Genomic DNA, 11,849 nt, shown 5'->3' on the forward strand with positions numbered 1-11,849 from the left:
ACCATGGGCCTGCATTTGAAGGAAGGTGCGAGCGACGACCTCGCCGAGAACCACGAAATCAACGTCACGCCGTTCATCGACGTGATGCTGGTGCTGTTGATCATCTTCATGGTGGCCGCCCCGTTGGCCACCGTCGACATCAAGGTTGACCTGCCCGCCTCGACCGCCAAGCCGGCACCGCGGCCGGAGAAACCGGTGTTCCTCAGCGTCAAGGCCGATCAACGCCTGTACCTGGGCGAAGACGAGGTCAAGGCCGAGAGCCTCGGCGCGACCCTGGATGCACGCACCCAGGGCAAGAAGGACACCACCATCTTCTTCCAGGCCGATAAAGGCGTGGACTACGGCGACCTGATGCACGTAATGGATGCCCTGCGGGCAGCCGGTTACCTGAAAGTCGGCCTGGTCGGACTCGAGACGGCAGCCAAAAAATGATCACGACGCGCCAAAAGCTGACGCGTTACAGCGCTAGCCTGGCGGTGGTGCTGGGCGTCCACGCGGTCGCGGTAATCCTCGCGCTCAATTGGAAGTCCTCACCCCCGGTCACGCTGCCGCCGATGGCGATGCTGGTCGAACTGGCGCCGGTCCCGGCCCCACCACAACCGGCTCCGCCCAAGGTTGTAACGCCGCCCCAACCCCCGGCTCCGGTCGAGGAACTGCCGTTGCCCAAGCTGGCCGAGGCTCCCAAGCCGACCATCTCGGTGCCCAAGCCGAAACCCAAGCCCAAACCACAACCGCCAAAACCGGTTGAGAAAAAGCCCGAGACGCCGAAGGAAAAACCTTCCGATACGCCGCCGTCCGAAGCCCAGCCAAGCAATGCGCCGCCGGTCAAATCGGCTCAGCCCAATCCGGGGCCGACCGCTGCGCAGAACGCGGCCAAGGCCAGCTGGCAAGGCACCTTGCTGGCGCACCTGCAGAAGTACAAGAAGTACCCGCCAGGCGCCCAGGCGCGTGGCAAGGAGGGCTTGAACCGCTTGCGTTTCGTGGTAGATGCCGAAGGCAAGGTATTGTCCTTTGAGCTGGTAGGACGTTCCGGCAATGCTGATCTGGACCGCGCGACCCTGGAAATGATCCGCCGTGCCCAGCCGCTGCCCAAGCCTCCGGCCGACATGCTGACCAACGGCTCGATCGAAATCGTTGCGCCGTTCGTGTATTCGCTGGAGAAAAAGCGCCGCTAAGCCGGTGGGGTTTGTCACAAGGCACCGAAAGGTGCCTTGTGCATTTCTGGCAACGACAAAGCTGCATTGCCCAGTGTCACTCAACCAGCCCAGTCTGATAACGTGCGTCTATCGATTGCAGCCGGTATGCTTGGCTCGCATCTTCATGGACGCCCGCTATGACCCTCACAGAATTGCGCTACATCGTTACTCTCGCCCAAGAACAGCATTTCGGCCACGCGGCCGAGCGCTGCCACGTCAGTCAGCCGACCCTGTCGGTGGGCGTGAAAAAACTTGAAGACGAACTCGGTGTGCTGATTTTCGAGCGCAGTAAAAGCGCGGTGCGCCTGACCCCGGTCGGCGAAGGCATCGTCGCCCAGGCACAAAAGGTGCTGGAGCAAGCCCAGGGCATCCGTGAACTGGCCCAGGCGGGCAAGAACCAGCTGACCGCGCCGCTCAAAGTCGGGGCGATCTACACCGTCGGCCCGTACCTGTTTCCGCATCTGATTCCACAACTGCACCGGGTCGCCCCGCAGATGCCGTTGTACATCGAAGAAAACTTTACCCATGTGCTGCGCGACAAACTGCGCAATGGCGAACTGGACGCGATCATCATCGCCCTGCCGTTCAACGAAGCCGACGTACTGACCCTGCAACTCTACGACGAGCCGTTCTACGTCCTAATGCCGGCTCAGCACCCCTGGACCAAGAAAGCCACGATCGACGCCAACCTGCTCAACGACAAGAGCCTTTTGCTGCTCGGCGAAGGCCACTGTTTCCGCGACCAGGTGCTCGAAGCCTGTCCGACCCTGACCAAGGGTAACGACGGCGCCAAACACACCACGGTCGAATCCAGCTCACTGGAAACCATCCGGCACATGGTCGCCTCCGGCCTGGGCATCTCGATCCTGCCGCTCTCGGCCGTCGACAGCCACCACTACGCGCCGGGCGTGATTGAAGTGCGTCCGCTGACCCCGCCAGTACCATTTCGCACCGTGGCCATTGCCTGGCGTGCCAGCTTTCCGCGGCCCAAGGCAATTGAAATCCTCGCTGACTCGATTCGCCTGTGCTCGGTGGCCAAGCCGACTACAGTTGCGGGTTAAGCGTCAATCATGACTGAGCTGTCCCAGGTATCGGTCACGGCACTCAAGGGTGTCGGCGAAGCCATGGCCGAAAAGCTGGCCAAGGTTGGCCTGGAAAACCTTCAGGACGTGTTGTTCCACCTGCCCCTGCGCTATCAGGACCGGACCCGAGTAGTGCCTATCGGCCACCTGCGGCCCGGCCAGGACGCGGTGATAGAAGGTACCGTCAGTGGTGCCGACGTCGTCATGGGCCGCCGACGCAGTCTTGTTGTGCGCTTGCAGGACGGCACCGGCGGCTTGAGCCTGCGCTTCTACCATTTCAGCAATGCGCAGAAGGAAGGCCTCAAGCGCGGCACTCGCGTGCGCTGCTATGGCGAGGCCAGGCCCGGCGCTTCGGGACTGGAGATCTATCATCCGGAGTATCGCGCCATCACGGGCGACGAACCGCCGCCGGTGGATGAAACCCTAACCCCGGTCTACCCGCTGACCGAAGGCCTGACCCAACAACGCTTGCGCCAACTGTGCCAGCAGACCCTGACCCTGCTCCGCCCCAGCAGCCTGCCCGACTGGCTGCCCGACGAGTTGGCACGGGACTATCAACTGGCGCCTCTGGCCGATGCCATTCGCTACCTGCATCACCCGCCTGCCGATGCCGATGTCGACGAACTCGCTCTCGGCCATCACTGGGCCCAGCATCGTCTGGCGTTCGAGGAGCTGCTGACCCACCAGTTGTCACAACAACGCTTGCGCGAAAGCATGCGCTCTTTGCGGGCGCCGGCGATGCCCAAGGCGACTCGGCTGCCGAAACAGTACCTGGCCAACCTGGGCTTTGCGCCAACTGGCGCCCAGCAGCGCGTCGGCAATGAAATCGCCTACGACATGAGCCAGCAAGAGCCCATGCTGCGGCTGGTTCAGGGCGATGTCGGCGCTGGCAAGACCGTGGTCGCCGCCCTCGCCGCGCTACAGGCGCTGGAGGCCGGCTATCAAGTGGCCCTGATGGCGCCCACCGAGATCCTTGCCGAACAACACTTCATCACTTTCAAGCGCTGGCTCGAACCATTGGGCCTGGAAGTCGCCTGGCTGGCCGGCAAGCTCAAGGGCAAGAATCGAGCGGCTGCACTCGAACAGATCGCCGGCGGTGCGCCAATGGTGGTCGGCACTCACGCGCTGTTCCAGGACGAAGTGCAGTTCAAGAACCTGGCGCTGGTGATCATCGACGAACAGCACCGTTTTGGCGTGCAGCAACGTCTCGCACTGCGCCAGAAAGGCGTGGGCGGACGCATGTGTCCGCACCAGTTGATCATGACCGCCACACCAATCCCGCGGACCCTGGCCATGAGTGCCTACGCCGACCTCGATACTTCGATTCTCGACGAGTTGCCGCCTGGACGAACCCCGGTCAACACCGTGCTGATCACCGACACCCGTCGGGTCGAAGTGATCGAGCGGGTGCGCGGTGCCTGCGCCGAAGGGCGACAGGCGTATTGGGTGTGCACGCTGATCGAAGAATCCGAGGAGCTCACCTGTCAGGCGGCCGAGACCACCTTCGAGGATCTCACCGCAGCGCTCGGCGAACTGAAAGTCGGGCTGATCCATGGCCGCATGAAACCTGCGGAAAAAGCCGCGGTGATGGCCGAGTTCAAGGCCGGCGCCCTGCAATTGCTGGTGGCGACCACCGTGATCGAAGTCGGTGTCGACGTGCCCAACGCCAGTTTGATGATCATCGAGAACCCCGAACGCCTGGGCCTGGCGCAGTTGCACCAATTGCGCGGTCGGGTCGGCCGGGGCAGCGCGGCCAGTCATTGCGTACTGCTTTATCACCCGCCGCTATCGCAGATCGGCCGTCAGCGGTTGGGCATCATGCGCGAAACCAACGATGGCTTCGTGATCGCCGAAAAAGACCTCGAATTGCGCGGTCCCGGCGAAATGCTCGGCACCCGGCAAACCGGTCTCCTGCAATTCAAGGTCGCCGACCTGATGCGCGACGCAGACCTGTTGCCGGCGGTGCGTGATGCAGCCCAGGCCTTGCTGGAGCGCTGGCCGCACCACGTCAGCCCGCTGCTGGATCGCTGGTTACGCCACGGCCAGCAATACGGCCAAGTGTGATGAGCGTCACGGCGCCAACGAACCAAAGACACCAGCAAGCTGGTTATACTCTCGAAATTGTAGGAATCGGATACAGGCCATGACCGAAGCTGCTTACGCTAACGAAGCCCCGCACACTCCGTCTGTTATCCGACAGTTGCTCGACAGCTTGGGCATCAGCTACACCGAAGTGCTTGAACACCCCGGCCTGAATGCCGAGCGCAAGGTCCAGGCGGTGCTGCTCGACGACGCCATCGGTGCGCTCATGGTGCTGTTCCCGCAAAGCCAGTTGCTGGACCTCAATCGCTTGGCCGAACTCACCGGTCGCCGCCTCACTGCGGTGCCGCAGGAGCGCCTGGAGCGCATGCTCGGCAAGCACAACCTGAGCCTGCTGCCCGGCTTGCCGGCACTCACCAGCTCTCCGTGCCTATATGAACAAAGCTTGCTCGACCAGCCGCTGCTGCTGATCAACTCCGGCGAGCCGGGCATGCTCCTGGAAATTCGCGGCGAAGACTTCAAAAGCATGCTCACCCAGGCCAGCGCCGCACATTTTGGCGAGCCGCTGAGCCGCATCCGTCCGAACCTCGACCGTCCGGGAGATGACCGCGAGGAAATTACCCAGGCCGTCCAGGCCTTCACCGCGCGCCGCATCCAGCAACGCCTGGAAGCGACCATCGAGATTCCACCCCTGGCCGGCTCCGCGCAGAAAATCATCAAGCTGCGGGTCGACCCCAACGCCACCATCGATGACATTACCGGCGTCGTCGAAACCGACCCGGCGCTCGCCGCCCAGGTGGTGAGTTGGGCGGCATCGCCGTACTACGCGTCGCCCGGCAAGATCCGTTCGGTGGAAGACGCGATTGTCCGCGTCCTGGGGTTTGACCTGGTGATCAACCTGGCGCTGGGTCTGGCCCTGGGCAAAACCCTGAGCCTGCCCAAGGATCACCCACAACAGGCCACGCCGTACTGGCAGCAGTCGATCTACACCGCTGCCGTCATTGAGGGCCTGACCCGGGCCATGCCGCGCGCCCAGCGCCCGGAAGCCGGCCTGACCTACCTGGCGGGCCTGCTGCACAACTTTGGCTACCTGCTGTTGGCCCATGTCTTCCCGCCGCACTTCTCGCTGATCTGCCGTCACCAGGAGGTCAACCCGCACCTGTGCCACACCTACGTCGAGCAGCATTTACTGGGGATCAGCCGGGAACAGATCGGCGCCTGGCTGATGCGCCACTGGGACATGCCTGACGAGCTGGCCACTGCCCTGCGCTTCCAGCACGACCCGAGCTACGACGGCGAATTCGCCGAGTACGCCAACCTTGTGTGCCTGGCCGTGCGCCTGCTGCGCAGCCGAGGCGTCGGTTCCGGCCCGGACACCAGCATCCCCGACGCCCTGCTCGAACGCCTGGGCCTGACCCGCGACAAAGCCGAAGAAGCGGCCAGCAAGGTGCTGGAGGCCGAAGTGCTGTTGCGCGAACTCGCCTCGCAGTTCACTCACAACTGAAAAGCATCGCGGGCTTGCCCGCGATGAAACCACTTGCGCCCTGAGCGAGCGTGGCTTGCCTTCTAAGCTTCGTCCTACTACTCAAGTCAGGTAGCGTAACAAACTACTCTGCCCTATCAGGACAAGCTTCCTTTCGTTTGTGACCACCATGTCTTCATAGCTGTTTCTGTGGGCGTTCCAACCCTTCTCGTTGAACGATGTATCCAGTGAGCCGCTCAAGAGATAGCGTGCCACTACTGATCCGGACACAAGAATTGCATCTTCCTGCCATGCACAATTTCGCCACCAGCTCTTAGCGGGCAATACTCGCGCGAAAAGTGGAGTGCCATTATTAAACGAAGGACTGAAGGATCCTCCAGTACTTAGAACTGCAATCCATGGCGTTTCGGAAGATGGCGTTGCATTCCACTTCTCATAGGCGGCTCCTACCACAACAACTTCTCCGTCACTCTCCCTGACTGAGAGGGTCGCAGCCGCGGTCGCTCCAAAACCAGGATCAGCAATGATGACTGGCCGCCCGTTATTGAAACTGCTGTCCAGTTCGCCACTTTCTTTGTAACGAATGACATAGCTACTTACGGTTGTTCCAACAGCGAAGGCACCGCACACCAAAAATGCTCCATCCTTTTGCAGCGCAATACTAATGGCTTCATTGCTCTCTGCGTTTTCGCCATTAAGCTCGATAAGTAATACACCCGTCCCGTTAAATGTCTTATCAACCGAGCCATCCGGCATAAGGCGAAAAACCAATCCACTATTCCGGTCCTCGGCATCCCGAACGCCGCTATGCGCCACTAGAGTCTTGCCATCTGGTTGCACGCACACAGAACCGCCAATGTAGTTAACTGCAGGGGTTAGAAATTTGCCTGTGTGTTTATTTTTTGACTTTGCCGTTCTTGGGTAAATCAGATCATAGGGTTCAATCCTCACGAACCCATCGGTGCCAAAAGTAGTATCAATTCGACCATCGAAATCTAGCCGAGCGAATACCATATCGCGCTGACCATCCTCACTCAGGTGTGTACCCTTTATCAAAAATTTATCTGCCCGATATGAAAACAATCCAAATCGAGGCGCAGTGTTCCATCCAATATGCAGCGTTACCGTTCCGTTTTCGCCGAATGAAGAGTCGAAGAAACCGTTGGCATTCACACGCCTCAATTTCAAAGTATTTTGCCAATCCGCATGATCACCGTTGGCATAAATCAACTTTCCGTTAGACAGGGCAAGAATGGAGTGACGAACACTTCTGTCTCCGTCAGAGACTAAATCCACCACACCATTATCGCCAAAAGACGGGTCAAGGGTGCCCGCCGCTGCTTCGTTCAAACTGTTCATGTCCGCACTCCATGATGTTAAACAAAGGGTGCACAACCCCCTACACCCCGTACAGTGGAGCACGTAAAAAGACGTCCGTAACCTGTCAGAAATGACAGGCCTTTAGTGCTTTTTAATCACAACTTGACTCGATTAAGCACAAAAACTTTCCAATGCTCTATCAGCGACCAACAGCCGGCTTTTTCTTCGGCTTCAGATACTTGGTCAGGCCCTGGAACCACATCACCAGCGCCGGGTTGCCCTTGATCTGGATCGACTTGTCCTGGATCCCGGTCATGAACGCCAGTTGCTTGTTCTTCGCCTGCATCGTCTCGAAGGCGTAGCCGGCGTCCTTGAACGCAATGGCAAACGCCGGCTCCGCATAGAGCCCCGATTGGCTGGTGATGCGCTGATCCTTGACCCGGAAATGCCGTGCCACCTTGCCGTCCAGTGTCTGCAACTGGAACACCAGGTCCTTGTCACCCAATTGCTGCTGGAACGCCGGATTGGTGCGACTGGCCTTGCCCATCAGCAAACCCATCACCCACAGAAGAAAACGAAATTTCATGCTCGAGCCCCAGAGGAAAAAATGAACGCTGGGGCAGTGTAACGACTTCGATCAAGAACTCCACTGTTTAGCAACGTTCCCGGAAGTTGAACCGTTTATTCCTGACGATGACTGCCAAGTCACGATTTCACACTTCGTCCAGGCAAGAAAAATGGGCACCCAACCCGGTTGGCGTGCCCATTTTTCTTGCCTGCTGAGCCACCGAGCGGCGGCGCCAGGTGTTAAGGATTGACGCTGTCTTTGAGCGACTTGCCTGGCTTGAAGGCAACGGTGTTGCTGGCCTTGATTTTCACTGGCTCACCGGTTTGCGGGTTTTTACCGGTGCGGGCACCGCGATGGCGCTGCAGGAAAGTGCCGAAGCCGACCAGGGTGACGCTGTCTTTGCGGTGCAGAGCGCCGGTGATCTCTTCGAGGACGGCGTTGAGGACACGATTGGCCTGCTCTTTGGTGAGATCAGCTTTTTCGGCGATGGCGGCGGCGAGTTCTGGTTTACGCATAGTGAAGCCTCTTTGACGGTTTTTTGTTGTTATGTCCGTGCTGTTCTTCCGGAACAGCGCCCAAGGCGCCGCAGGCTCTACTCTGCGGCAGACGGGTGTGAGGATGGCACGCGGTTAAGGGCTGCGCCAGTCTCGGCGCGACCTTTGTAGGGACAAAAGCGGGGTGATTCCGACAGAACGACCAGTATTTAAGCCAGAAGCGCCGGAAGCTCCTTGTTTAGAGCCAATTTGTCCATGACGGCTGCGCCCGTGAGGGCATAACCAAGCAATTTGCCGCTGCGGTCATGGCACAGCGCCTTGATGTCCGCACCCTGTCCTTCCACGCTCCAAACGCCTTCAGTACCTCGTGGTGGCGGGGATACCACCAATGGGCAGACCGGGGTTTTCACGGTGATCGGCATAGCGCCATAGCTGACGGCGGTAGGGTTGCCGGCCAGGGTTTGCGCCAAGGCCCGGGCACAACTCATCAACGGCATGACGTAGAGCAAATTGAGGCCGTCGACTTCGGCGCAGTCGCCCAGGGCATAGATATTGGCATGAGAGGTTTTCAGCGAGCGGTCAACCACCACCCCGCGATTGACCTGCAAGCCTGCGGCTGCCGCCAGATCGGTGCGCGGTCGCAGGCCAATGGCAGAGACCACCGCATCGCACGGGATGACCTGACCATCGGACAAATGCGCCTCAAGTCCATCGTCGCAACGCTGCAGACGATTGAGCACCGGCCCGAGATGGAATTTCGCGCCGAGGCTTTCCAGCCCGGTTTGCACCGCAGCGGCGGCGGCCGGATGCAACAGGGTCGGCATCACTTGCTCGCACGGCGCAACCAGTTGCACTTCATAGCCGCCGAGGATCAGGTCGTTGGCAAACTCACAACCGATCAAGCCCGCGCCCAGAATCAGCACCCGTCGCTTGCCGGCGACCGCCGCGCGAAAACGCGCGTAGTCTTCCAGGTCATTGATCGGGAAGATCGCCTCGGGTGCATCGCCCTCGATAGGCACGCGCACGGTTTGCGCGCCACACGCCAGGATCAGGTCGCGATACACCACCGCTTCTTCACCGATCCACAGGCGCTTGTGGCCCGGATCGATACCGCTGATGCGAGTATGGGTGCGCACTTCGGCCTTGAGCGTTTCGGCCATGGCGCCGGGCTCGGCCATACTCAGGCCGTCGGCGTCCTTGTTCTTGCCGAAACCGGTGGAGAGCATCGGTTTGGAGTAGGAGCGCCCGTCATCGGCGGTAATCAGCAACAGCGGGGTTTCGCCATCAAGTTTGCGAAACTCCCGGGCCAGGTTGTAGCCAGCCAGTCCGGTACCGACGATTACGACAGGTGCACTCATTGCCAACTCCTCCAATGCCTCAGGCGATTTCAATCATTTCAAAGTCCATTTTGCCGACGCCGCAGTCCGGGCACAGCCAGTCTTCCGGTACGTCCTGCCACAGCGTGCCTGGCGCGATGCCGTCATCCGGCCAGCCGTCGGCTTCGTTGTAGATCAGCCCACAGACCACGCATTGCCACTTCTTCATTGCTTGTTTCCTCGAATTCTCAGGCTTTTTCTGGCGCGGACAGTCGCCAGCGATGGGTCCGCCGTCCGGCTCAGGGCGTTTTGTACTGATCGCACTCGCCAGATGCAAGCGTGTTCGACGCAACTGCCCGGTTAGATCAGTAAAAACCGCCAACCGACATGGTAAGCTCGCCACCTCATTTGCTGCCAATAATGACTCACTGTGCCGCACTCAAAATCCTCCGCCCCGACTCCGGACTGGCTGCCACGAAGCCTGCTGGCCCCCCTCCCCGACGCCCAAACCCTCGACTGGCTATTCGACGAAGGCTCGCTCACTCGCCGCCTTACCGGTTTGTCGGATGAGCACTTCAGCGTCACGCCGCTGGTCGAAGGCTGGCAGCCATTACGCACCGATGAATGCCTGGCACTCGATCTTCCCGAGCACAGCGAAGGCTGGGTGCGCGAGGTGTACCTGCGCGGGCATGGCGAAGCCTGGGTGTTTGCCCGCAGCGTCGCGGCGCGCAGCGCACTGCAGGGCGATGGCTTGCATATGGATGAGCTGGGTAGCCGTTCCCTGGGTGAATTGCTGTTCTGCGACCAGGCTTTTCAGCGTCGGGCCATCGAGGTTTGCCACTATCCTCAAGCGTGGCTGCCAGAACAGGTGAAGGCATCCACCCTATGGGGCCGGCGTTCACGTTTCGATCGCGGCAGCCTGAGCGTGCTGGTGGCGGAAGTTTTCCTCCCGGCCCTGTGGCGCACCGCCAGCGCGCAAGCGGAGATCAGTTGATGTATCAGAACCTGCTGAAATCGTTGAACCGCCTTAACCCACGCGCCTGGGATTTCGTGCAGTTGACGCGCATGGACAAGCCGATCGGCATCTACCTGCTGCTGTGGCCGACCCTGTGGGCGCTGTGGATCGCCGGTAAAGGCTCGCCTACCCTGGCCAATATCGTGATATTCGTCCTCGGCGTGGTGCTGACCCGCGCCGGCGGCTGCGTGATCAACGACTGGGCCGACCGCAAGGTCGACGGCCATGTGAAGCGCACCGCCCAACGGCCGCTGGCGGCCGGCAGGATCAGCTCCAAAGAAGCACTGGTGTTCTTTGCCTTGTTGATGGCCCTGAGTTTCCTGCTGGTGCTGTGCACCAACGCGGCGACCATCTGGCTGTCCTTCGGCGGCCTGGCACTCGCCGCCAGCTACCCTTTCATGAAGCGCTACACCTACTACCCGCAAGTAGTGCTGGGTGCGGCATTCTCCTGGGGCATGCCGATGGCGTTCACCGCCGAAACCGGTGAGCTGCCGGCGATCGCCTGGCTGCTGTGGATCGCCAACCTGCTGTGGACGGTGGGGTATGACACTTACTACGCCATGACCGACCGCGACGACGACCTTAAGATCGGCGTGAAATCCACCGCGATCCTGTTCGGCGAGGCCGACCGCATCATCATCCTGACCCTGCAATGCCTGGCGCTGGGCTGCCTGCTGCTGGCCGGCTCGAAGTTCGAGTTGGGCGGCGGGTTCCACCTCGGGTTGCTGGCCGCAGCCGGGTGTTTCGCCTGGGAATACTGGTACACCCGCGACCGCGACCGGATGAAATGCTTCAAGGCATTCCTGCACAACCATTGGGCCGGACTGGCGATTTTCGTCGGGATTGTGCTGGATTACGCGTGGCGTTGATGGGCTGGCGGGTAGCCGCTGCTCGGAGTTGCTCCGGGCAGCGAGCTGGGGCCGAGGTTATTTCTGCGACATGTGCACCACGTGCCAAACGTCTTTCATTTTGTCACCGGTCATGTCTCCAGGGGCCTTGTCTTTGACAAAGGTGTAGAGCGGCTTGCCGTCATACGCCCACTGCATAGCGCCGTCGTCACGCTTGACCGTCGACCATTTGCCTTCGGCCTTGTCGCTCGGCGTCGCCATCAGCGGCGGCCAGTTCTTGGCGCAGTCGTCATTGCACATCGATTTACCGCCGCTGTCCTTGTCGAAGGTGTAAAGCGTCATGCCCTTGTGATCGGTCATCATGCCGTTTTTATCGGCCATCGCCGGATCGGCGGCAAAAGCCAAGCCCGGCAAGACCAGCGCAGCGGTCAACATCAGGGCTTTCAAGGAGCGAGCAGAGTGAGTCATGGAAACCTTCTTTTGTGGT

The 11,849-nt window shown here is 60.4% G+C and carries 13 protein-coding genes; 7 read left to right on the top strand and 6 right to left on the bottom strand.

Features of this window, described 5'->3' with window-relative positions:
- Nucleotides 1-3 precede the first annotated feature (3 nt).
- The 5 genes from exbD to NR126_RS03765 all read left to right on the top strand — a co-directional run bounded on the left by exbD (nucleotide 4) and on the right by NR126_RS03765 (nucleotide 5,822).
- Nucleotides 4-432, top strand: coding sequence for a TonB system transport protein ExbD (gene exbD, locus NR126_RS03745; protein WP_027616805.1), 429 nt, complete (start codon nucleotides 4-6; stop codon nucleotides 430-432).
- Entirely contained in the window at nucleotides 429-1,175 is a 747-nt protein-coding gene (locus NR126_RS03750) for an energy transducer TonB (RefSeq protein WP_027616804.1), read from the top strand. Before exbD ends, NR126_RS03750 begins: the two co-directional genes overlap by 4 nt.
- Nucleotides 1,176-1,333: 158 nt before the next feature.
- Nucleotides 1,334-2,257 (top strand): hydrogen peroxide-inducible genes activator, encoded by a 924-nt coding sequence (locus NR126_RS03755; protein WP_027616803.1) that lies wholly within the window; start codon nucleotides 1,334-1,336, stop codon nucleotides 2,255-2,257.
- 9 nt (nucleotides 2,258-2,266) lie between these two features.
- Nucleotides 2,267-4,342, top strand: coding sequence for an ATP-dependent DNA helicase RecG (recG, locus tag NR126_RS03760; protein WP_027616802.1), 2,076 nt, complete (start codon nucleotides 2,267-2,269; stop codon nucleotides 4,340-4,342).
- A 79-nt stretch (nucleotides 4,343-4,421) separates the two neighbouring features.
- The gene (locus NR126_RS03765) at nucleotides 4,422-5,822 is read left to right on the top strand and encodes an aminoacyl-tRNA deacylase and HDOD domain-containing protein (RefSeq protein ID WP_027616801.1); all 1,401 of its coding nucleotides are present in this window, start codon (nucleotides 4,422-4,424) and stop codon (nucleotides 5,820-5,822) included.
- Nucleotides 5,823-5,903: 81 nt separating this feature from the next.
- Here NR126_RS03765 and NR126_RS03770 read toward each other — a convergent pair whose 3' ends face one another.
- The 5 genes from NR126_RS03770 to NR126_RS03790 form a co-directional block, all read right to left on the bottom strand.
- The gene (locus NR126_RS03770) at nucleotides 5,904-7,160 is read right to left on the bottom strand and encodes a hypothetical protein (protein ID WP_256829692.1); all 1,257 of its coding nucleotides are present in this window, start codon (nucleotides 7,158-7,160) and stop codon (nucleotides 5,904-5,906) included.
- A 160-nt stretch (nucleotides 7,161-7,320) separates the two neighbouring features.
- The gene (locus tag NR126_RS03775) at nucleotides 7,321-7,707 is read right to left on the bottom strand and encodes a hypothetical protein (RefSeq protein WP_027616799.1); all 387 of its coding nucleotides are present in this window, start codon (nucleotides 7,705-7,707) and stop codon (nucleotides 7,321-7,323) included.
- A 221-nt stretch (nucleotides 7,708-7,928) separates the two neighbouring features.
- Nucleotides 7,929-8,204 (bottom strand): HU family DNA-binding protein, encoded by a 276-nt coding sequence (locus NR126_RS03780; RefSeq protein ID WP_003213368.1) that lies wholly within the window; start codon nucleotides 8,202-8,204, stop codon nucleotides 7,929-7,931.
- 188 nt (nucleotides 8,205-8,392) lie between these two features.
- A complete protein-coding gene (locus NR126_RS03785) occupies nucleotides 8,393-9,541 on the bottom strand; it encodes an NAD(P)/FAD-dependent oxidoreductase (protein WP_105753565.1) in 1,149 nt (382 codons plus the stop codon).
- Nucleotides 9,542-9,560: 19 nt separating this feature from the next.
- Nucleotides 9,561-9,728 carry a rubredoxin gene (locus tag NR126_RS03790; RefSeq protein ID WP_027616797.1) on the bottom strand — a complete coding sequence of 56 codons (168 nt, stop codon included), beginning with the start codon at nucleotides 9,726-9,728 and terminating at the stop codon, nucleotides 9,561-9,563.
- 201 nt (nucleotides 9,729-9,929) lie between these two features.
- Here NR126_RS03790 and NR126_RS03795 point away from each other — a divergent pair, with 201 nt between their 5' ends.
- Together NR126_RS03795 and ubiA are read left to right on the top strand one after the other, a co-directional pair.
- Nucleotides 9,930-10,493: a chorismate lyase gene (locus NR126_RS03795; RefSeq protein ID WP_105753564.1), complete on the top strand. Its 564-nt coding sequence runs from the start codon at nucleotides 9,930-9,932 to the stop codon at nucleotides 10,491-10,493.
- Complete coding sequence (ubiA, locus tag NR126_RS03800) at nucleotides 10,493-11,383, top strand: 4-hydroxybenzoate octaprenyltransferase (protein ID WP_256829693.1); 891 nt, start codon at nucleotides 10,493-10,495, stop codon at nucleotides 11,381-11,383. The genes NR126_RS03795 and ubiA overlap by 1 nt, the downstream gene beginning before the upstream one ends.
- Nucleotides 11,384-11,440: 57 nt before the next feature.
- Here the strand turns inward: ubiA and NR126_RS03805 are convergent, their stop codons facing one another.
- The gene (locus NR126_RS03805) at nucleotides 11,441-11,830 is read right to left on the bottom strand and encodes a hypothetical protein (protein ID WP_027616794.1); all 390 of its coding nucleotides are present in this window, start codon (nucleotides 11,828-11,830) and stop codon (nucleotides 11,441-11,443) included.
- Nucleotides 11,831-11,849: the final 19 nt, after the last annotated feature.

It is taken from the genome of Pseudomonas sp. Pse1 (assembly GCF_024519635.1).
Classification (GTDB): Bacteria; Pseudomonadota; Gammaproteobacteria; order Pseudomonadales; family Pseudomonadaceae; genus Aquipseudomonas.